Genomic DNA, 19,850 nt, shown 5'->3' with positions numbered 1-19,850 from the left:
CCCTACCTCCAATCGCGATTCCTTCAAGCGATTGCCCTACTCAGCGCTGCGCCTCCTGCTGCAGCCAATCGCAGAAGTGCTTGATCAGCGGCGATTCAGCCTGCTGCCGTGCCACGATCCACCAGTAGCTCCTGGTGCGGATCACCGGTTCGGCCAGCGGCGTCACCAGGCGGCCGCTGGCCAGCTCGTCGGTAATCAGCGGCAGCGGCCCGAGCGCCACGCCGAGACCGTCGATGGCGGCTTGCAAAGCCAGGTAAAAATGATCGAAGGATTGTTTTTTCTTGTACAGGGCCGGCGCCACGCCGGCGCTTGCCAGCCAGTTCGGCCAGGCGTCCGGACGCGTATCCGAGTGCAGCAGCATATGCGCGGCGAGATCCTCGACGCTGTGGATCGGCGCCCGCGCCAGCAGGGCCGGGCTGCACACCGGCAGCTCGCTCTCTTGCAGGAATTCTCCGTATTCGCAGTTCGGCCAGTGGCCGGGACCGCGCCGGATCGCGACATCGAAGCGTTCGCCCGCCTCGCCCAGCGGCCGCTGCGAGGTGGAAGTGGATAATTTCAGTTCCACCCCCGGATACAGGCGCTGGAAACCGCTCAGCCGCGGCAGCAGCCAGCGCATCGCAAACGTCGTCAAGGAGTTGATGTGCAGCACGCGCACCGTGCCGGATTCGCGCAGCAGCTTGGTGGCCGCCGCGATATTATCGAAGGCCGCCTGCACCGTAAGGAGATAACGGCGGCCGTCGTCGGTCAGTTGCACGCGCTTGCCGATGCGGTGGAATACCTGCATGCCCAGCCAGGCTTCGAGCGCGGCCACCTGGCGGCTGACGGCGCCATGCGTCACATGCAGCTCTTCAGCGGCAGCCGAGAGATTTTCAAAGCGGGCGGCGGCTTCAAACGCACGCAGCGCTTGCAAAGGCGGGAGTTGACGGGACATGCTTGTGATTATAACTCACAACAAAGTGGCAAAAAAGTCGATTTGTAGAAGCACTGGTTTTCTGTAACATGCGTCTATCGACTCAATATTTACTGCCACAACAGAGATAAATATCGATTCTGCCCGAGACCGGGCTGAATCGCCCCCGGCTCCCAAGCTTGTGATAAATCCTAGGAGAAAACATGAAAAACGCCAACGATATCTGGGATGCGAAACAATATATGCTGTTCGGCAATGAGCGGCTGCGCCCTGCTCTCGATCTGCTGGCCTATGTCCCGGAACAGGAACCGCGGCAAGTAGTCGATCTCGGCTGCGGCACCGGCAATGTCTCGGCACTGCTGAAAGCACGCTGGCCGGGCGCCGACGTACTGGGCATCGACAGTTCCGCCAACATGCTGGAGGCCGCTACGGCAGCGGTGCCGGAATGCCGCTTCCAGCGCGCCGACCTCGGCCAGTGGCAGGCTGACGGCCTGCTTGACGTCATCTACTCCAACGCGACGCTGCAATGGCTGCCCGACCACCCCACCCTGATGCCGCGCCTGCTGTCTTTCCTGCGGCCGGGCGGCTGGCTGGCCGTGCAGGTGCCGGCCATGCAGGACGCGCCGCTGCGCCAGGTGCAGGCGGAGCTGGCCGGCTCGCCGGCATTTGCGCCCTACATGAGCAAACTGCAGCCGCAACCCGGCATCCTCAGCGCCGAACGCTATTACGACCTGCTGCGTCCGTACTGCACCACGCTGGATATCTGGGAAACCACCTACCTGCACACCCTCAGCGGCGCCGATGCGGTCGCCAACTGGGCCGCCGGCACCAGCTTGCGGCCTTACCTGGACGCCTTGCCGGAACCGCAGCGGGAGGCTTTCCGCAGCGCGTATGCAGCCGCGATGCGCAGCGCCTATCCGCAACGCGACAACGGCGTCACGCTGCTGCCGTTCAAGCGGCTGTTTATCGTTGCCAATGTATAACCGTCCCTGACAACCAAGATGACTACAGAAACAATCCTTAGCGACAAAGACGCGCTCGGCGCAACCCCCACCACGCGCGAATTGTTCATCGGCTTTCTCTCGCTCGGCCTGATTGGCTTTGGCGGCGTGCTGCCGCTGGCGCGGCGCATGATTGTGGAGCAGCGGCGCTGGCTGGATCCCGAACAGTTCACTGAAATGCTCGGCCTCTGCCAGTTCCTCCCGGGCGGCAACATCATCAACCTGGCGGTGGCGATCGGCATGCAGTTCCGCGGCCTGGCGGGCGCCCTGGCCTCGCTGCTGGGCCTGATCGCGGCGCCTTCGGCGATCGTGATCGGCCTCGGCGTGGTCTACCAGCACTTCCAGCACGACGCCCAGATCCAGCATCTGTTTTCCGGCCTGGCGGCAGCAGCTTCCGGCCTGCTGATCTCGATGGCCCTGAAGATGCTGCTGCCATTGCTGAAGAAACCGGTGCCGCTGATGATCGCCAGCCTGTTTTTCCTTGCCATTGCGCTGCTGCGCCTGCCCTTGCTGCCGACCATGCTGGTGCTGGCGCCGCTTAGCGTGCTGCTGACCTGGAAGCTGCCGTCATGAGCGCCACCTTGATTTCCCTCGCAGCGATCTTCAGCCAGCTGTCGCTGCTGGCGTTCGGCGGCGGCAACACCATCCTGCCGGAAATGCAAAGGCAGGTGGTCGATATCCACCACTGGATGTCGGCCCAGGACTTCAGCGCCATGTTTGCCCTGGCGCAGGCCGCGCCAGGACCGAACATGATGGTGGTGACGCTGGTCGGCTGGCATGTGGCCGGCTGGCCCGGCGTGCTGGTGACGACACTGGCCAAGTTCGGCCCTTCGTCGATTCTGACCGCCATCGTGCTGCACCTGTGGCAGCGCTTCAAGGACAAGCCCTGGCGCGGCATCGTCCAGGCTGGGCTGGTGCCGATGACAGTCGGCCTGGTGGCGGCCAGCGCCTCGCTGATCACCGAAGCCTCGGCCCACACCTGGGGCCTGGCTGCGATCGCCGGCGGCTGCGCGCTGATCACCTTCAGGAGCAAGATCCATCCGCTATGGGTGCTGGCGGCGGGCGCCTTGCTGGGCCTGAGCGGAATCGGCCAATATTGATCCATGTCTCAAGGTATAGTTACACCACCTGCGCTCACTATTCCTTGAACCCACATGCACATTTCCGGCATCCATCACGTCGCCATCATCGCCTCTGACTACCAGCGCTCCAAGCAGTTTTACACCGAGCTGCTGGGCCTCGAGATCGTCGCCGAAACCTACCGCGCCGAGCGCGACTCCTATAAGCTCGACCTACGCACGGCGGACGGCGTCCAGCTTGAGCTGTTTTCCTTTCCTGCGCCGCCGGCGCGGCCCAGCCGGCCGGAAGCCTGCGGCTTGCGCCACTTGGCGTTCCGGGTGCCGGATGTCGCCGCCGCCGCACAGGAGTTGCGCGCCAACGAGATCGCCGTGGAAGCCATCCGTATCGACGAATTCACCGGCAAGCGCTTCACGTTTTTTGCCGATCCCGATGGCCTGCCGCTGGAGCTGTACGAACAGTAGTTTTTTAACAAGCAGCGCTGCGGCGCTGGCCCTATGCCGGCCCACCTGTTAGACTTGCCTCCCTTTTAAGCAGCCGATTAAGCAGTCGACCTCCATGAAAACCACCTCATTCTCCAATCTCCCGCTGGCGCCGGCGCTACTCAGCAACCTCGATAGCCTGGGCTACCACGAGATGACCACGATCCAGGCGCAGAGCCTGCCGGTGATCCTGGAGCGGCGCGACCTGATCGCCCAGGCCAAGACCGGCAGCGGCAAGACCGCCGCCTTCGGCATCGGCATCCTGCACAAGCTCAATCCCAGCTATTTTGCGATCCAGGCGCTGGTGCTGTGCCCGACGCGCGAACTGGCGGACCAGGTGGCGAAAGAACTGCGGCGGCTGGCGCGCTTCGCCGACAACGTCAAGATCCTGACCTTGTGCGGCGGCACGCCGATGGGACCGCAGATCGGTTCGCTGGAGCACGGCGCACACATCATCGTCGGCACCCCGGGCCGCATCCGCGACCACATCGGCCGCGGCAGCATCAATCTCGGCACCGTGCAGACGCTGGTGCTGGACGAAGCCGACCGCATGGTCGACATGGGCTTCTACGAAGAAATCTCCGGCATCGTCAGCGCCTGCCCGGCACGCCGCCAGACTCTGCTGTTTTCCGCCACCTATCCGGACGATATCCGCAAGGCCAGCGCCGAGTTCCTGCGCGACCCGGCGGAAGTCAAGGTCGAAGCCCAGCATGACGAAGGACGCATCGAACAGCGTTTCTACGAAGTCAGTTACGAAGGCCGCAACGCCGCCGTGGCGCAATTGCTGAACCATTACAAGCCGGTCTCGACCATCGCCTTCTGCAACACCAAGATCCATTGCCGCGAGCTGGCCGACGAACTGCGCGCACAGGGTTTCAGTGCGCTGGCGCTGTATGGCGAACTGGAACAGCGCGAGCGCGACGAGATCCTGGTGCGCTTCGCCAACCAAAGCTGCTCGGTACTGGTAGCGACCGACGTCGCTGCCCGCGGCCTGGATATCCAGACCCTCGGCGCAGTCATCAACGTCGACGTCTCGAAAGATACCGAAGTCCATATCCATCGCATCGGCCGTACCGGCCGCGGCCAGGATCGCGGACTGGCGCTGAGCTTATGTGCGCAGAACGAAAAGAAATGGGTCAAGCTGATCGAGGACTACCAGCAGGGACCAGTCGCCTGGTTCGACCTGGCCGAGCTGGAACCGGCCTATGGCGAGCCGCTGACCGCGCCGATGCTGACCTTGTGCATCATGGGCGGCAAGAAAGACAAGCTGCGCCCGGGCGATCTGCTGGGTGCCCTGACCGGCGACGTCGGCCTGAGCAAGGAACAGGTCGGCAAGATCAGCGTCTTTGAATTCATCACCTATGTCGCGCTGGACCGCCGCATCGCCAAGCAGGCATTCGGCAAGCTAAGCAACGGCAATATCAAAGGCAAGAATTTCAAGATGCGTTTCATCTGATTGCAAGCAACGGCAGAGCGGCGGTACGGCTGATTCCGGGCCTGCGTGGACATATCAACAATATTATTTGAATGTCTACTCGGTCGCTCGCCTATGTCCATGACAATAAAAATATGTTAAATTTCCTAATGGAAACTTTTTTGCGGACGCGGAAATCCGAGGCCCGCGTACCGCAACTGACGCCAAAAAAGGCATCCAAATGCTAGCTGAAGTGATGTTGCAGCGCCGTTATCCAGTCCGGTAACCGATATAAACAGCCATCTATATCGATCAGGACTGCTGCCGGCGCCACAGCATGAGAAAAGACTTTCCTTCCATGAAAAACACACATTTTTTACGGGAGTGCAGGTATGGTTGATTGGCAAGAGCAACAAATGCAGTCACTGCTGAGCGCGAAAACCGCGCCCATTCTATTTAACTCACTATCGGAAATCGTCAAGCGGCTTGGTTTCGACTACTGCGCATACGATATGCGTCTGCCGTGGCCTGTGGCCCAACCCAAGGTGATTAGCCTCAACAACTATTCGCCGGGCTGGCAGCAGCGCTACAACCAGGAACGCTATGAGAGGATCGATCCCACCGTCAGCCACGGCAGGAATTCTTCCCTGCCGATGATCTGGTCTGACCAGAACCTCGCCAGCAACCGGCCGTTCTGGGAGGACGCCCGCTCGCATGGCCTGCACGCAGGATGGGCGCAATCCCGCCATGACGCCAGGGGAATCTGCGGCCTGCTCAACTTGTCGCGTTCGGACGACCATGTGTCGCAGAAGGAGTTGCGCGAAATCTCGCACCAGCTGTCCTGGCTGGTGGATGTTGCGCACGAAGGGCTGTCGCTGCTGCTGGTCGAGAAGCACATGCCGGAAGCGGCCAGCCAGCTCACCGCCCGCGAAATCGAGGTGCTGCGCTGGACAGCAGACGGCAAGACCTCGGGCGAGGTCAGCGAGATCATGAATATTTCCGACCGCACGGTCAATTTTCATATCTCGAACACCTTGAAGAAGCTCAATGCGACCAATAAAACCGCGGCGGCGATCAAGGCGGCCATGCTCGGCATCTTGTAGCCGCGGGCGCGGCAACTGCGTCCTGACCCAATCCGGCCCCGGCCGGATTTTTTTCGTCTGCCGGGCCAGCACGCACAGGCAAAGCGGCGCGTACCTGCCTCGCAATTGCCGATTCGCGCAACTGTAAACCTTTACAGTTACGCCGAGCCCCTCCGGCATCTCAAAATTAATAAATATATATTTTCGTGAAGGAAGTCAGCGATGAAAGTCATTTCCGGGGCCGCCAGCGAACTGTCAGATGAGCTTTTTGCGAAAGTATGCAGCTACCGTCACAAGGTCTTCGTCGAAACCCTGGGCTGGGAGCTGGATACCGAAGAAGGTATCGAGCTGGATCAGTTTGATCATGCCGGCACCATTTACGTCGTCGCCCAGGACGAGGACGGCGCAGTCATCGGCTGCGGCCGCCTGCTGCCGACCCGCCAGCCATACCTGCTGAGCGAAGTGTTTCCGCAGCTGTTGAAAGGCGCCGCGCCGCCATGCCATCCTGAAATCTGGGAGCTGTCGCGGTTTGCCGCCATGGATTTCAACAAGAAGAGCGACACTGCGCTGGACCAGGTCTCGTCATCGATCGCCGTCAAACTGCTGCAGGCTTCGATTGCCTGCGCTGCCCGGCTCGGCGCCAAGCGCCTGGTCACGGTTTCGCCGATTGGGATGGAACGCTGGCTGCGCCGCGGCGGCTTTATCATCCAGCGCCTGGCGCCGCCGATGAAGGTGGACGGCCACGCCCTGTTCGCCTGCCTGATCGAAGTACAGAAAAGCCCGCCCATCCTGGCCGGCGAACAACCTTTCCTGCACAGCCAGCCAAGTGCACGCGCGCCGGAGCCGGTGCACTGGCACAGCACGCGCAGTGCACAATCGGCGCTGAGCGAGGCTTGATCCGCAGCGCTCCGCGGCAATTGACACATGGCGGAAGCATCCTTTATTGTGCATGACGAAAGCTGGCGCCGGCGCCTGGCAATAAAGGGAAATAGCGATGAGTATCTGGGGTAAAGCCAACTTGCTGCGGGCGCGCGACGGCCATGAGGCCAAGGTGCTGTCGGTCGAACTGTTCTTTGATCTGGTGTATGTCTTTGCCGTCACCCAGCTCTCCCATCACCTGCTCGAAAACCTCACGCCGCTAGGCGCCCTGCAAACGCTGGTGCTGTGGTTTGCAGTCTGGCTGGTGTGGCAATATACCTGCTGGGTGACCAACTGGTTCGATCCCGACACCTTGCCGATCCGCCTGATGCTGTTTGCCGTCATGCTGGTGGGTCTGGTCATGTCAGCGGTGCTGCCGGACGCCTTTGGCGAGCGCGGGATGATTTTTGCGGTGTGCTATGCCGTCATGCAGATCGGCCGCACACTGTTCGTGGTATTTCACTTGGGATCCAGCCACGCTCTCAGCAAAAATTTCCAGCGCATGCTGGGCTGGCTGTGCATCTCGGGTGCGCTGTGGATTGCCGGCGGCTGGTCCAGCGCCGAATACCGGCTGCTGTTCTGGATAGCGGCGGTGGCCTGCGAATATTTTTCGCCGATGATCGGCCTGTGGCTGCCCGGCATGGGCCGCTCAAAGACACAGGAATGGACCATTGAAGGCGGTCATATGGCCGAGCGCTGCCAGTTATTCGTCATCGTGGCGCTAGGCGAATCGATCCTGGTGACCGGCGCCACCATCGGCCACATGGCCAGCTGGGAAACGCCGATCCTGATTGCCTTCCTGGTCGCCTTCCTCGGCAGCCTGGCGATGTGGTGGATCTACTTCGACACCAGCAGCCAGGCCGGCACCGAAGCCATCGTCAACTCCAACGATCCGGGCCGCATCGGCGCCTACTTCCATTACACCCATGTGATCATCGTCGCCGGCGTGATCATTACGGCGGTCGGCAACGAGCTGGCGATCGCCCATCCGGCAGGCCATATCGACACCAAATCGCTGGCCGTACTGATCGGCGGTCCGATGGTTTACCTGCTGGGCAACGGCATCTACAAGACGGTAGTCTATCGGCGCTTTCCGTTTTCCCACATGATCGGGCTAGGATTGCTGGCGGTCCTGATTCCGTTCGCCTACCTCACCGACCAGCTGATGATTTCCGGCCTGACCACGGTCATACTGATCGCGGCCGCGATACAGGAAAGCGTGTCGCGCCGCGGCCAGCATGCCGCCAGCCACGCCGAATAAGCTGGCCGAGGGCTACACCGCGCTGACCGTAGCCTGCCCGACGCTACGCAAGCGCGCAGCGTCGCGCGCCGGCGGGGCGCCAAACATGCGGTTGTACTCTCGGCTGAACTGCGACGGACTTTCATAGCCGACCAGATGACCGGCAGTAGCGGCATCGCCGACCTCGGTAAACAGCAGGCGGCGCGCTTCTTGCAGCCGCAGCTGTTTCTGGTACTGCAAGGGCGTCATAGCCGTCACTGCCTTGAAATGGTGGTGCAGCGAGGACGAGCTCATGTTGGCCTCGCGCGCCAGATTCTCGATGCGCAGCGGTAGCCGGTAATCGCGCTTGATCAGTTCGATGGCCTTGACCACATGCTGCGCCTGGCTATCGGACATGGCAATCTGCTGCAGCATGCCGCCCTGCTCCTCCTGCAACAGCCGGTACAGGATTTCGCGCATCGCCAGCGGCGCCAGCACCGGGATATCCTGAGGCGCCGCCAACAATTGCATCAGGCGCAATACCGCATCCAGCAAACTGGTGGTGGCTTTGCTGACAAACATGCCGCGCGCCGGCGAGTCGTTCTTCTTGGCGCGACGTTCGGTGGCCATGATCAGCTCGCCGATTTCTTTCGGATCAAGATCCAGCCGCATGCACAAGTACGGCAACTCCGGCGAGGCTTGCGTGACCTGGCCCGATACCGGCAGGTCGACCGATACCACCAGATAGCTGGCGGAGTTGTAGACATACACTTCATCGACCAGCATCGCCCGCTTCTGGCCCTGGGCGATGATGCACAAGGCCGGCTTGTGCAAGGAGTGCGTCGGCACCGAGGGTTGCGACATGCGCACCACGTTGAGCGGCGCGATCGCGGTCTGGTGCACGCCGTCGGTGGCGGCGTATTGCGCAATCAGGCGCGCCAGTTCGGCTTGCTGCAAAGACACCGCGCGCTCTGCCGAGATTGCTTCTGATTCTGCCATTTTCTGCCTCATTTTCTGCCATTTACAGGATTAGGCCGAGTCTACTATTTTTCCCTCGGGCATGTCGCAGCCTGCGCCAAGATCTGGAGGATCGTGCAAGAAGTCGCGTGGATCCTGCTATCTCCGTCCGCTCGCCACGTCCTACAGTGCTGGCATGCCCGGCGCTTCCGGTCCGGGACCACAAGGAGAAACGCATGTCTGGAATTAAAGATAAGGTTGTCATCATCACCGGCGCCAGCAGCGGCATCGGCGAAGCCACCGCCCGCATTCTGGCGGCGCATGGCGCCCGGGTAGTGCTGGGTGCGCGCCGCACCGAGCGCCTGGAAACCTTGGCGGGATTGATCCGCACGGCCGGCGGAGTAGCAGAATATCAAGCCCTGGATGTCACCAAGCGCAGCCAGCTTGAGGATATCGTGGCGCTCGCCAAAAGCCGCTTCGGCCGGGTCGACGTCATCGTCAACAATGCCGGCGTCATGCCGCTGTCGACGCTGGAGCAGTTGAAGGTGGATGAATGGGAGCGCATGGTGGATGTCAACATCAAGGGCGTACTGTACGGCATCGCTGCGGCGTTGCCGGTGATGCAGGCTCAGGGCAGCGGCCAGATCATCAACGTGGCTTCGGTCGGTGGCCATCGGGTAGTGCCCACTGCGGCGGTATATAGCGCCACCAAGTTTGCGGTACGGGCGATTTCCGACGGCTTGCGCCAAGAGGTGAGCAATATCCGGGTCACCGTGATCTCGCCCGGCGTCACCGAATCCGAACTGGCCGACAGCATCAGCGACCCCGACGCCAGGCTGAACATGCAAACCTACCGCAAGATTGCGATTTCCGCCGAAGCGGTGGCGCGCACAGTTCTATTCGCCATCGAACAGCCGGCCGACGTCGACCTCAGCGAAATCGTGGTGCGCCCTACCGCCAGTCCACACTAGGAATGGAAACGAGGGCCGGCAAAAACCGGCCCGTGTCTATGCGCGCCCTTCCCAAGGCACGTATTTGCGTTGCAGCCAGCGCAAGCCATATTCGAAGCTCGAGGCAATCAGGGCGATCACCAAGATGCCCATGATGACGACGTCGGTCACCAGGAACTGCGCCGCCGACTGGATCATGAAGCCTAGCCCGCGGGTAGCGGCGATCAACTCTGCCGCCACCAGAGTCGACCAGCCCACGCCCAGGCCGATACGGACGCCGGTCAGGATGTCTGGCACGGCCGACGGCAGGATCACATAACGCACCAGCTGCCAGCGCGTAGCGCCCAGCGTCTGCGCCGCCCGCAGGCGGTTCTGCTCGACCCGGCGCACGCCATGCAAAGTCGCGATCGCCAGCGGCGCAAAGATCGCCAGATAGATCAGCAGCACTTTCGACAGTTCGCCGATGCCAAACCAGATCACGATCAGCGGCAGGTAAGCCAGCGGCGGGATCGGCCGGTAGAATTCGATGAGCGGATCGAACACTGCCCTGGCGCGCCGGTTCAGCCCGATCAGGATGCCGACCGGCACCGCGCTGGCGATCGCCAGCAGCAATGCCGCAAACACGCGGGCGACACTGGTTGCCGCGTGCTGCCACAAGGTAGCATCGACAAAACCGTCGAGCGCCACCGCCTTGAATTTCTGCAGCACTGCCAGCGGCGACGGCAGGAACAGCGGCGGCACCAGCGCCAGCGCGCTGACCAGCCACCAGAGCGCGAGCAGGCCCAGCGCGGTCAGCAACGTAATGGCGCGGTCGGAGATGACAAACCCGGTACGCGGCCTGGCCGCCACTGGACTGTGGCGACCCGCTTGCCAGGCGGCCGGATACGGCGCCAGCATTTGCGCCACCGGATCGTGCGGCAGCTCAAGCGGCGCCAGGGTAACGGACAACTCGCTCATGAATAGGCTTCCTCTGATACGTCATCTGCCTGCGGATGCAACAGCTGCTCCAGGATTTCTTCGCGCAGGCTGACAAAACGCGGATCGGACTTGATGCTGCGGGCCGATTCGCCGGCGGCGAAGCGCTCGCCGAAATGCAGCCGGCGCACGCTGGCGACCCGTCCCGGGCGCGCCCGCAGCAGCACCAGGTCGGTCGCCAGGAACAGGGCTTCCTCGACGCTATGGGTAATCATGAAAATGCCTTTGCCGGTGGTTTTCCATACCTGCAGCAAATGCTCTTGCATCTGTTCGCGGGTCAAGGCATCCAGCGCACCCAGCGGCTCGTCCAGCAGCAGGAAACGCGGATCGACCGCCAGCGCGCGCGCCAGGCTGACGCGCTGGCGCATGCCGCCGGACAATTCCCAGATGGCGGCGTCGGCATAGTCCTGCAAACCGGTGAGCGCAAGGTATTCGCGCGCCTTGGCCTGGCGCTGCTGCGGCGATTGCCCAGCCAGGCGCAGGCCGAAGGCGACGTTTTCCTGCACGTTCTGCCAAGGCAGCAAGGCGTCGCTTTGGAACACCACGCCGCGTTCGGCGCCGGGACCGGTGATCGGCAGGCCGTCGATGCTGGCGCTGCCTGCAGTCGGCTGCAGGAAACCGGCAATCAAGTTAAGCAAGGTAGTCTTGCCGCAGCCGGAGGCGCCGATCACCACGGTAAAGCGGCCATCATGCAAATCCAGCGAAAGATCGCGCAAGACTGGCCGCGCCGCCGACGGATAAGTCACGCTGACTGCTTGCAAACGGATCATGTCGTTTCCTTACTGCGCCGCAGCCTGTTTAGCGAATGCCGGATTCACATAGGGCTGGTAGTCGGGCAGCACGCGCTCGACCTTTTTCTGTTCTTGCAGGAAGCTTGAAGTAGCTGCCAGCGCCTGCACCGTCGCGCCGCTGAGCAACTGTTGCTGTTCGCTCAGGGTCGGAAAGCCGCTGCCGGCCAGCAGTTCGGCAATATCGCTTTGCTTGGCAGCGGTCAGACGGGCAATTTTCTCGAACTGCGTTGAACCGGCTTTCCATTCCGCGCCATGGGCGCGATAGTCGGCATAGGCCTGGCCGGTGACCTTGACAAATGCAGTGACGAAATCAGGGTGCTTTTGCGCGAAATCCTTGCGCACGATCCAGGCGTCGAAGGTCGGCGCGCCCCACTTGGCGACTTCGGCCGAATTGGTCAGCACTTTGCCGCTCTCCTTTACCTTGCCGAGCGCCGGATCCCAGACATAGGCGGCATCGATATCGCCGCGCTGCCAAGCCGCCGTGATTTCCTGCGGCCGCAGATTCAGGATTTGCACCTTGGAAGCTGGAATGCCCCAGTGCTTGAGCGCCGCCAGCAGGCTGTAATGGGTAGTCGAAACGAAAGGCACGGCGATTTTTTTACCGATCAGGTCCTGCGCGCTGGCGATGCCGCTGCCGTTACGTACCACCAGCGCTTCCGCCTGGCCGATCTGCGCCGCAATCAGGATGGTTTCTATCGGCAGTTCACGCGTCGCCGCCGCGGCCAGCGGGCTGCTGCCGACATAACCGATCTGGATATCGCCGGACGCCACAGCGGTGATCACATCGGCACCGCTGTCGAATTTTTTCCAGTTGATTTTCCAGCCGCTGGCTTTTTCGTAAGTACCGTCCGCCTGGGCAATCTTGGCTGGCTCAACCACCGTTTGATAGGCGATATTGACTTCCTGGCCAGCGCCCCATGCCGCGCCGGCAGAAGCGGTGATAGCAACAGCGGCAGCCAGCAGCGGCAGGCGTTTCAGAATATTGTTAAGCATGCTTTCCCTCGGTGATTGAATGATCAGGCGTTTCCAGAACTGTTACCGCTCTGATGGCCACGTTAATCGATTCAAACGATTTGCAAAACGAAGGTTTTCGGAGATGCTTAGTTGGTTTCCGCCAGCCGGCTGGCATTGCGGCCGGCGGCGGTACAGTGCATGAATGGCGCACATCATTGTTTAGAGCAACGCCAAAAAAAGATATTTAACTATCTTTTTAAGAAATAAAGATATTATTCTATCTTTTTTATAAAAAGATACTATACTATCCATAATCAATTAAAAGATAGTTTACTCATCACCATGAAAACCCTGGCCGAACTTTCTTTCACTCTCCAGCAAGCCAAACAGCGGCTGGCGCTATCCGTTATTGCCATGGCCAGGGACAGCGGACTGACCGCCGTCACCATCCGCGGCGTCCTTTCCGGCAAAAACGATCCACGCCTCAGCACCTTGATGACTATTGCCGACCAGCTGGGGCTGGAAGTGGCGCTGCTGCCGAAAGCCATGGCTTCCTCGATTGCCGCGCAACCGCCTGCCGAAGACGAAATTCAAAGCCTGGTCGCTGCCGCGCTGGCAAGGCAAGGGAACAAAAAATGAACCTCAGCGCGCTGGATATTTTCATTGGCGATCGCCTGGCCGGCGTCCTGTTCCAATATGGCGACATGGTGCGCTTCCAGGTCGATCCCGCCTATGCGCAAGACCCGCAACGCCCCACGCTGTCGCTCTCGATGCGCGCCGCCACGCCGCAACAGGACGTGGCGCTGCTGCTCAATCCGCTGGCGGCAATCTTCAATTCACCGGGCAAGATGCGTCTGCCTGCCTTCTTCCAGAACCTGTTGCCGGAAGGCGTGTTGCGCAAGCAGATCGCACTGGAACGCCAGTGTGCGGAAGACGATCACTTCGAGCTGCTGGCTGCCTGCGGGCGCGACCTGCCGGGCGCGGTGCGCGCCATCCCGACCAGGCTGACGCGCGCCATGATGACGCGCCTGGTGACCCAGGACAAGGAAGCGATCGAGGAAAGCGTGATCGCGGCGCCACTAGTCGACGGCGTCTCGATTTCCGGCATGCAGCCGAAGCTGGCCCTGATCCTGCAAGGCGGCCGCTATGTCAGCCGCACCCGCCACAAGGATGCCCACATCATCGGCAAGCTGCCGACCGCCCAGTACGATCGCCTGCCGGAAGTCGAACATCTGTCGCTGCAACTGGCGCGCGCCGCCGGCGTCACGGCATGCGACGCCAGCCTGCAGCCGCTGGCGGCGATCATGGCGGAACATCCCTATGCGGCGGAACCGGGCCAGCAGTTCCTGGCGGTGCAGCGTTTCGACCGTGACCAGCCGGGACGGCTGCATGTCGAGGATTTCTGCCAGATCCTCGGCGTCGACCCGGACAAGAAATATACCGGCGCCACCTACGCCGACATGGCGCTGGTGATGCAAGCCGTACCCGAGCTGGGTCCCGCAGCCTGCCATGAGCTGCTGCGGCGCATTACCGTCAATGAACTGATCGGCAATTATGACGCCCACCTGAAAAATTTCGGCATTCGCTATCTGGCCGACAGCAGCATCGAATTCTCACCTGCCTACGATGTGGTGGCCTATAGCGTGTACCTGAACGGCAGCGGCCATGCGCTCAAGTTTGCAGAGGGCCAGGGCAAGCGCTCCTTCCTGTCGCCGCAAACCCTGCGTGCCTTCGCCAACAGCAGCGGCATGCTGGAGCCGCCGCTGCGCCAGGTGATTGCCGAGGTCTGCAAGAAAGCCCTGCAAGCCTGGCCCGACCTGATCGCCTCCAGCCAGCTGCTGCCGCATCAAAAGCAACGGCTGACCGACTATTTCATGGGGCGTGACATCATTACCGGCCTGCGCAAGCGGCAGGCCAGGCTAGCGGCAAAAGCGTCATGAAATTGCCGCCCTGCCCAGAAATAATTATCAGAATCCGCTAATATCGTCCCTCTTCACCCGTCCCTCGTTCAAGGAAAAGTAATGCCCGTCACTGCAGATCTCGCCCAACCCGGCATCCTCCAGCCGCTTCCGCCACTCGGCCGTTCGCTCACATTCCGCCTGGCAGGCGCCGATCCTCGTGCAGCGCTGCTGCGTTTGCGCGACACTTTCGAGGCGGACTGGGGCGTCGTCGGCCTGGGTTTGCCGCTGGTCCAGGCTCTCACCCAGCATGTAGCAGGCTTGCGCGCCTTCCCGGCGCTGGATGGCGTCGGCTGCAGCGCGCCGTCGACCCAGCAGGCGTTGTGGATCCTGCTGCGTGGCGACGACCGCAGCACGCTCTTCGAACGCAGCGCCCAACTGGTCGCCCTGCTGGCCGACGCACTGGTGCTGGACAACAGCCAGGACACTTTCCGCTATCGCGACAACCGCGATCTCACCGGCTATGAAGACGGCACCGAAAATCCCCTCGACGAGGCTGCGGTAGAAGCCGCTCTGATGGCGGAAGGCGCCGGCCGTCAGGGCTCCAGCTTTGTCGCGGTGCAACGCTGGATCCATGACCTGACGCGCTTCCGCGGCTTTCCGGCGGCGCAACGCGACGCTACCATAGGCCGCCGCATCGAAGACAATGAAGAAATCGACGATGCGCCGGAATCGGCCCACGTCAAGCGCAGTGCACAGGAAAGCTTTACCCCGGAGGCTTACATGGTGCGCCACTCCATGCCCTGGGATAACGGCCTGCAGCAAGGCACGGAATTCATCGCCTTCGGCGAATCCAGCGACCGCTTTGAAAACGTCCTGCGCCGCATGCTCGGCCATGAAGACGATATCGTCGATGCCCTGTTCAGCTTTTCGCAGCCGGTGACCGGCGGCTACTACTGGTGCCCGCCACGGCTAGACCAGCGCCTCGACCTGCAAGCGCTGACGCTCTAAGACGGCGCCGGCATGGACACTCTCCAGCTCTCGCTGCCGGCGGCGCGCGCCCTGCAGCTGGCGGCGCAAGGCTTGCTCAATCCACCGCGCAGGAAAGCCGTCAAGCAAGACGTACTGGCCGCCATCCGCCAGATGGGCGTGCTGCAGATCGACACCATCCACGTGGTAGCGCGCAGCCCTTACCTGGTGCTGTGGAGCCGTCTCGGCAACTATCCGCAGTGCTGGCTGGAGGAATTGCTGGAAGAGCGCCAGCTGTTCGAATACTGGGCCCACGAAGCCTGCTTTTTACCGATCGAGGATTACGGCCTGTTCCGGCATCGCATGATCGACCCCGGCTCGATGGGCTGGAAATACTCGGCCAAATGGATGGAAGAACATCGCGCCACCATAGAAAAACTGCTGCTGCATATCCGCGAAAACGGCCCGGTGCGTTCCGCCGACTTCAAGCGCACCGATGGCAAAGGCGGCGGCTGGTGGGAATGGAAGCCGGAAAAGCGCTCGCTTGAGGTGCTGTTTACCGCCGGCCGCCTGATGATCGCCAAGCGTCATAATTTTCATCGGATTTACGACCTCGCCGAGCGCATCCTGCCGGACTGGGACGATGCCCGCATGCCATCCAACGCCGACACCCAGCGCACCCTGTTGCTGAAAGCGGTGCGGGCGCTGGGCGTGGCCAAAGCCAGCTGGATCGGAGATTATTTCCGTACCGCCAAGAGCCGCCCCGATCCCGATCCGGAAACCCTTGTGGCGGACGGTAGCCTGCTGAAAGCCAGCGTCGATGGCTGGCAGCAGCCGGTTTACATCCACCCGGATCACCGCCAGCTGGCGCTGGACGCCGTCGCAGGCAAGCTGAAACCGACCGTCACCAGCCTGCTTTCGCCCTTCGATCCGCTGGTATGGGACCGCAAACGGGCGCTGGAACTGTTCGATTTCGATTACCGGCTGGAGTGCTATACCCCCGAGGCCAAGCGCAGTTACGGCTATTTCACCTTGCCGATCCTGCACCGTGGCGCGCTGGTGGGCCGGCTCGATGCCAAGGCCCACCGCAGCCAGGGCATATTTGAAGTCAAGGCGCTATACCTGGAAAGCAGCACCCGCCAAACCCAGCGCCTGGCCAGCGAACTGGCGGCGGCCTTGCAGCGCTTCGCCGCCTGGCATGGCACGCCGCAGGTCAACATAGAAAAATGCACCCCGCGCGCGTTTCGCAGCATGCTGAAAGCAGCGCTGGCCTGATCGTGCAGGCCAGACCTCTAACTAGCTTTTAGCAAATTTCTGTCAGTGCCGATGCCGAAGGCCTGCGGCCGGCCGATGCCATAGCCCTGCGCAAAATCGACGCCGATTTCAGTCAGTGTGCCGATAATCCGTTCATTGACGGCAAATTCTGCAATCGTCTGCTTACCCATCAGATGGCCGATCTTGTTGATCGCCTCGACCATGGCATAGTCGGTCGGACTGTTCAGCATGTCTTTGACAAAGCCGCCGTCGATCTTGATGAAATCGACCGGCAGGTTTTTCAGGTAAGCGAACGACGACATGCCGGCGCCGAAATCGTCCAGCGCGAAACGATAGCCGACGCCCCGCAACTCCTGGATAAAATGCGCGGCCTTGGCAAAATTGGCGATGGCGCTGGTCTCGGTAATTTCAAAGCAGATGATTTCCGGCGGAATACCGAATTTCACATGCTGCTCCTGCACGAAATGCAGGAAATTGTTGTCGCCTATGCTGGTGCCGGACAGATTGATGGCGCAAGTCTGTATATCCAGGCCCTGTCCTTGTTTGCGCATTTTCGCCAGCGTCGCGTAGACGGTCGCGACCACCCAGCGATCGATGGCCGGCATCAGGTTGTAGCGCTCGGCGGCAGGAATGAACACCATCGGCAGCACCAGGTTGTCGTCCTTGTCCAGCATCCGCAGCAAGATCTCGAAATGCACGCCGTCGCTGGATTTCTGGCCCAAGGCCACGATTTCTTGCGAGAACAGGCAGAATCTCTCATGCGTGAGGGCTTCGTTGATACGGGTAATCCATTCCATCTCGCCGTGCCGTATCGACAGCTCGCTGTCGTCCAGGCGGTACTCGTGCACCCGGTTGCGGCCCTTTTCCTTAGCCAGGTAGCAGGCGGCGTCGACCGCGCTCATGATCTGTCCCAGCGTATGCATTTCACCGGCCAGGTTGATCAGGCCGATGCTGACGCCGATGCTGAACGGCTTGTTGGACCAGACGAACTGGAAATCGGCGACGGTTTGCCGCAAACCCTCGGCAATCCGCAGCGAATGCTCCACCGGGCAGTTTTCCAGCAAGACGCCGAATTCGTCGCCGCCCAGGCGGGCGATGGTATCGGTGTCGCGCAGGCGCTGTTTCAGCAAGACGCTGATTTGCCGGATCAATTCATCGCCGGCAGCATGACCGCAAGTGTCGTTGACCACCTTGAACTGATCCAGGTCCAGGTACAGCACGGCATGCTGGCGCTGCTGGTCGCGCGAGGTGATCATCGCCACAGTCAGGCGCCGTTCGAATTCGCGGCGATTGATGAGGCCGGTCAGTTCGTCATGGCTGGCCTGGTAAGACAGCTGCGCCGCATATTCGCGATCCTTGCTGACATCATGCAGCACCAGCACAGTGCCGATGGTCTCGCCGCTCAGGTTGCGAATCGGCTCGGCCGACAGGTTGACCGCGACTTCGCTGCCATCGTCGCACACCAGCAGCAGGTTGGAGGCGTTTTCGACCGGCATGCTGTTGTCGAGGATCTGGTGGATCAGGTCCGGCACCCGGTTGCCGGACGCTTCGCCTACCACATTCAAGATCTTTTCCAGCGGCAGGCCGCGCGCCGACGCCAGGGTCCACCTGGTGAGTATTTCAGCAGTCGGGTTGAGGTATTCGACCAGGCCGTCGGTACTCAGCGTGATCACGGCCTCGCCTATCGATTCCAGCGTGACCTGCGCCCTTTCCTTGGCCGCATACAGCTGCTCCTCGGCGCGCTTGCGAGCGGTAATGTCGGTAAACGAACCGGCCATGCGCACCGGCTTGCCGGCCGAATTGCTGGTCGATTGGGCACAGGAACGCACCCAGCGCAGTTCGCCGGCCTTGGTCACCACGCGGAATTCGATGTCGCACGGCGAATTGTCGTGCAGATGCGCAGTCAGCTTGGCGCGCACCGCGTCCAAGTCGGACGGGTAAATACAGTTGAGGAATTGCAGCGGAGTCGGTTCGTCGTCGTCCAGGGTGTAGCCCAGCAGCTCCTTCAGGCGCGGCGAATAGTAGATATTATCGGCCTGGATATCCCAATCCCACAAGCCGTCGTTGCTGCCCAGCATAGCCAGTTGCAGCCGTTCCTCGCTGATCTTCAGCGCTTCCTTGAACTGATCGCTCTTGATCAAGATGAAACGCGAGATCCAGCTACCGAAAATCATCAGTCCGATGGCGATCGCCAGCGTCGCAAACAACAGCAGGCGCTGCACCCGGCGCGAGGACTCGCCCAGGCTGGCGGAAAAGCGCAGTTCCAGCGGCGTCAGGCGGGCATCGATTTCGCGGATGCGGGCAATACTGGCGATCATCGCCGTCGGGTCCGGATTACCGGCGCTGATGGCAGCATGCAGGCGTTGGGCCTCTTGGTCGAGCTGCTGGATCAGATCGTTGCCGATTTTCCAGTTCGCCAGCGGTTCGCTCAGCAGGCTGAAATTCTTGAAGTTCCGATACAGGCTGACGATACCGTCGATATCGTCGGGATGATTGCCGCCATCGAGAAAGCCCTGGCGCACCACACGCATGTCCGGGTCGGGCTTGTCCAGTTCCTCCCGCGCACGCTGGTCGCCCATCGGCACCGCCAGCGCCTTCAAGAATTTCTGATAGTCGGCGTCAGCTTGCGTGACGGCGTACTGGTTGAGGTGGAATACCGCCTCCTTCTGCGCTTTCGACCACAGGCTCTCGCCGCCGACGAAAGCCCGCACCGAAGACAGGATATTCATGCTGAATGCCAGCAGTCCCACCATCAAGGCAACGATCGCCAGGAAAGGCAGGATTACCTTGATCCAGCGCAGGCCGCCATCCAACGTCAAAAATTTCTTCAATCGCTGCATCACAAAACCTCGCTGTAACAGTTGAACCGTTAGAAAGCTTTAGCGGAATGAGAGATCATGCAAAAAAAGAAACTACTTGCCTATCCTGGTGCGAATACCCCATCATACGACCAATAGTTTCCTCTTAGCAAGTCGATC

Annotated in this window: 19 protein-coding genes; 13 read left to right on the top strand and 6 right to left on the bottom strand. The window is 61.3% G+C overall.

Annotated elements, in window-relative coordinates; genetic code table 11:
- Nucleotides 1-40 precede the first annotated feature (40 nt).
- Nucleotides 41-931 (bottom strand): transcriptional regulator GcvA, encoded by an 891-nt coding sequence (locus tag CPter91_RS11730; RefSeq protein WP_061940387.1) that lies wholly within the window; start codon nt 929-931, stop codon nt 41-43.
- Nucleotides 932-1,113: 182 nt separating this feature from the next.
- On the opposite strand from CPter91_RS11730, the gene CPter91_RS11725 reads away from it, so the two are divergent.
- The 8 genes from CPter91_RS11725 (at nt 1,114) to CPter91_RS11690 (ending at nt 8,145) form a co-directional block, all read left to right on the top strand.
- Entirely contained in the window at nt 1,114-1,893 is a 780-nt protein-coding gene (locus tag CPter91_RS11725) for a methyltransferase domain-containing protein (protein ID WP_061940386.1), read from the top strand.
- A gap of 18 nt (nt 1,894-1,911) precedes the next feature.
- Entirely contained in the window at nt 1,912-2,484 is a 573-nt protein-coding gene (locus CPter91_RS11720; RefSeq protein WP_061940382.1) for a chromate transporter, read from the top strand.
- Nucleotides 2,481-3,011 (top strand): chromate transporter, encoded by a 531-nt coding sequence (locus CPter91_RS11715; RefSeq protein ID WP_061940380.1) that lies wholly within the window; start codon nt 2,481-2,483, stop codon nt 3,009-3,011. Before CPter91_RS11720 ends, CPter91_RS11715 begins: the two co-directional genes overlap by 4 nt.
- A 54-nt stretch (nt 3,012-3,065) precedes the next feature.
- Complete coding sequence (gene gloA2, locus CPter91_RS11710) at nt 3,066-3,452, top strand: SMU1112c/YaeR family gloxylase I-like metalloprotein (protein WP_061940378.1); 387 nt, start codon at nt 3,066-3,068, stop codon at nt 3,450-3,452.
- A gap of 94 nt (nt 3,453-3,546) precedes the next feature.
- Nucleotides 3,547-4,926 carry an ATP-dependent RNA helicase DbpA gene (gene dbpA, locus CPter91_RS11705; protein ID WP_061940376.1) on the top strand — a complete coding sequence of 460 codons (1,380 nt, stop codon included), beginning with the start codon at nt 3,547-3,549 and terminating at the stop codon, nt 4,924-4,926.
- A gap of 350 nt (nt 4,927-5,276) precedes the next feature.
- On the top strand, nt 5,277-5,987 hold the full coding sequence (locus tag CPter91_RS11700; protein WP_061940374.1) for an autoinducer binding domain-containing protein: 711 nt from the start codon (nt 5,277-5,279) through the stop codon (nt 5,985-5,987).
- A 201-nt stretch (nt 5,988-6,188) separates the two neighbouring features.
- Entirely contained in the window at nt 6,189-6,863 is a 675-nt protein-coding gene (locus CPter91_RS11695) for an acyl-homoserine-lactone synthase (RefSeq protein ID WP_082792787.1), read from the top strand.
- A gap of 97 nt (nt 6,864-6,960) precedes the next feature.
- On the top strand, nt 6,961-8,145 hold the full coding sequence (locus tag CPter91_RS11690) for a low temperature requirement protein A (protein ID WP_061940372.1): 1,185 nt from the start codon (nt 6,961-6,963) through the stop codon (nt 8,143-8,145).
- 12 nt (nt 8,146-8,157) lie between these two features.
- On the opposite strand, the gene CPter91_RS11685 is transcribed toward CPter91_RS11690, so the two are convergent.
- A complete protein-coding gene (locus tag CPter91_RS11685; protein WP_061940370.1) occupies nt 8,158-9,102 on the bottom strand; it encodes an AraC family transcriptional regulator in 945 nt (314 codons plus the stop codon).
- Nucleotides 9,103-9,296: 194 nt separating this feature from the next.
- On the opposite strand from CPter91_RS11685, the gene CPter91_RS11680 reads away from it, so the two are divergent.
- A complete protein-coding gene (locus CPter91_RS11680) occupies nt 9,297-10,031 on the top strand; it encodes an SDR family oxidoreductase (protein WP_061940368.1) in 735 nt (244 codons plus the stop codon).
- Nucleotides 10,032-10,067: 36 nt separating this feature from the next.
- Here the strand turns inward: CPter91_RS11680 and tauC are convergent, their stop codons facing one another.
- Genes tauC through tauA form a run of 3 tightly spaced genes read right to left on the bottom strand, consistent with a single transcriptional unit; the run spans nt 10,068 to nt 12,769 of the window.
- Nucleotides 10,068-10,967 carry a taurine ABC transporter permease TauC gene (gene tauC / locus CPter91_RS11675; protein ID WP_205631676.1) on the bottom strand — a complete coding sequence of 300 codons (900 nt, stop codon included), beginning with the start codon at nt 10,965-10,967 and terminating at the stop codon, nt 10,068-10,070.
- Complete coding sequence (locus CPter91_RS11670) at nt 10,964-11,755, bottom strand: taurine ABC transporter ATP-binding protein (RefSeq protein WP_061940366.1); 792 nt, start codon at nt 11,753-11,755, stop codon at nt 10,964-10,966. Before CPter91_RS11670 ends, tauC begins: the two co-directional genes overlap by 4 nt.
- Nucleotides 11,756-11,764: 9 nt before the next feature.
- Entirely contained in the window at nt 11,765-12,769 is a 1,005-nt protein-coding gene (tauA, locus tag CPter91_RS11665; RefSeq protein WP_061940364.1) for a taurine ABC transporter substrate-binding protein, read from the bottom strand.
- A gap of 303 nt (nt 12,770-13,072) precedes the next feature.
- Here tauA and CPter91_RS11660 point away from each other — a divergent pair, with 303 nt between their 5' ends.
- The 4 genes from CPter91_RS11660 to CPter91_RS11645 all read left to right on the top strand — a co-directional run bounded on the left by CPter91_RS11660 (nt 13,073) and on the right by CPter91_RS11645 (nt 16,872).
- Nucleotides 13,073-13,369, top strand: coding sequence for a helix-turn-helix domain-containing protein (locus CPter91_RS11660; RefSeq protein ID WP_061940362.1), 297 nt, complete (start codon nt 13,073-13,075; stop codon nt 13,367-13,369).
- A complete protein-coding gene (locus tag CPter91_RS11655; protein ID WP_061940360.1) occupies nt 13,366-14,670 on the top strand; it encodes a type II toxin-antitoxin system HipA family toxin in 1,305 nt (434 codons plus the stop codon). The genes CPter91_RS11660 and CPter91_RS11655 overlap by 4 nt, the downstream gene beginning before the upstream one ends.
- A gap of 81 nt (nt 14,671-14,751) precedes the next feature.
- Nucleotides 14,752-15,639, top strand: coding sequence for a Dyp-type peroxidase (locus CPter91_RS11650; RefSeq protein WP_061940358.1), 888 nt, complete (start codon nt 14,752-14,754; stop codon nt 15,637-15,639).
- A 12-nt stretch (nt 15,640-15,651) separates the two neighbouring features.
- Nucleotides 15,652-16,872: a winged helix-turn-helix domain-containing protein gene (locus CPter91_RS11645; protein ID WP_061940355.1), complete on the top strand. Its 1,221-nt coding sequence runs from the start codon at nt 15,652-15,654 to the stop codon at nt 16,870-16,872.
- A 17-nt stretch (nt 16,873-16,889) separates the two neighbouring features.
- Here CPter91_RS11645 and CPter91_RS11640 read toward each other — a convergent pair whose 3' ends face one another.
- Nucleotides 16,890-19,703, bottom strand: a complete 2,814-nt coding sequence (locus tag CPter91_RS11640) for an EAL domain-containing protein (RefSeq protein WP_061940353.1) — start codon at nt 19,701-19,703, stop codon at nt 16,890-16,892.
- Between the last annotated feature and the right edge of the window lie 147 nt (nt 19,704-19,850).

The organism is Collimonas pratensis, from assembly GCF_001584185.1.
GTDB classification, from domain to species: domain Bacteria; phylum Pseudomonadota; class Gammaproteobacteria; order Burkholderiales; family Burkholderiaceae_D; genus Collimonas; species Collimonas pratensis.
Note: the sequence above shows the minus strand (reverse complement) of the source record. Positions and strands in the feature narration are given on the sequence as shown.

What these genes read in the sequence shown, in the direction of transcription:
- CPter91_RS11720 (WP_061940382.1), top strand. Translation starts at nt 1,912, where the DNA reads ATGACTACAGAAACAATCCTTAGCGACAAAGACGCGCTCGGCGCAACC.
- CPter91_RS11680 (WP_061940368.1), top strand. Translation starts at nt 9,297, where the DNA reads ATGTCTGGAATTAAAGATAAGGTTGTCATCATCACCGGCGCCAGCAGC.
- CPter91_RS11670 (WP_061940366.1), bottom strand. Translation starts at nt 11,755, where the DNA reads ATGATCCGTTTGCAAGCAGTCAGCGTGACTTATCCGTCGGCGGCGCGG.
- gloA2 (WP_061940378.1), top strand. Translation starts at nt 3,066, where the DNA reads ATGCACATTTCCGGCATCCATCACGTCGCCATCATCGCCTCTGACTAC.
- CPter91_RS11730 (WP_061940387.1), bottom strand. Translation starts at nt 931, where the DNA reads ATGTCCCGTCAACTCCCGCCTTTGCAAGCGCTGCGTGCGTTTGAAGCC.
- tauA (WP_061940364.1), bottom strand. Translation starts at nt 12,769, where the DNA reads ATGCTTAACAATATTCTGAAACGCCTGCCGCTGCTGGCTGCCGCTGTT.
- CPter91_RS11690 (WP_061940372.1), top strand. Translation starts at nt 6,961, where the DNA reads ATGAGTATCTGGGGTAAAGCCAACTTGCTGCGGGCGCGCGACGGCCAT.
- CPter91_RS11650 (WP_061940358.1), top strand. Translation starts at nt 14,752, where the DNA reads ATGCCCGTCACTGCAGATCTCGCCCAACCCGGCATCCTCCAGCCGCTT.
- dbpA (WP_061940376.1), top strand. Translation starts at nt 3,547, where the DNA reads ATGAAAACCACCTCATTCTCCAATCTCCCGCTGGCGCCGGCGCTACTC.
- CPter91_RS11700 (WP_061940374.1), top strand. Translation starts at nt 5,277, where the DNA reads ATGGTTGATTGGCAAGAGCAACAAATGCAGTCACTGCTGAGCGCGAAA.
- CPter91_RS11655 (WP_061940360.1), top strand. Translation starts at nt 13,366, where the DNA reads ATGAACCTCAGCGCGCTGGATATTTTCATTGGCGATCGCCTGGCCGGC.
- CPter91_RS11685 (WP_061940370.1), bottom strand. Translation starts at nt 9,102, where the DNA reads ATGGCAGAATCAGAAGCAATCTCGGCAGAGCGCGCGGTGTCTTTGCAG.
- CPter91_RS11725 (WP_061940386.1), top strand. Translation starts at nt 1,114, where the DNA reads ATGAAAAACGCCAACGATATCTGGGATGCGAAACAATATATGCTGTTC.
- CPter91_RS11715 (WP_061940380.1), top strand. Translation starts at nt 2,481, where the DNA reads ATGAGCGCCACCTTGATTTCCCTCGCAGCGATCTTCAGCCAGCTGTCG.
- CPter91_RS11645 (WP_061940355.1), top strand. Translation starts at nt 15,652, where the DNA reads ATGGACACTCTCCAGCTCTCGCTGCCGGCGGCGCGCGCCCTGCAGCTG.
- CPter91_RS11695 (WP_082792787.1), top strand. Translation starts at nt 6,189, where the DNA reads ATGAAAGTCATTTCCGGGGCCGCCAGCGAACTGTCAGATGAGCTTTTT.
- tauC (WP_205631676.1), bottom strand. Translation starts at nt 10,967, where the DNA reads ATGAGCGAGTTGTCCGTTACCCTGGCGCCGCTTGAGCTGCCGCACGAT.
- CPter91_RS11660 (WP_061940362.1), top strand. Translation starts at nt 13,073, where the DNA reads ATGAAAACCCTGGCCGAACTTTCTTTCACTCTCCAGCAAGCCAAACAG.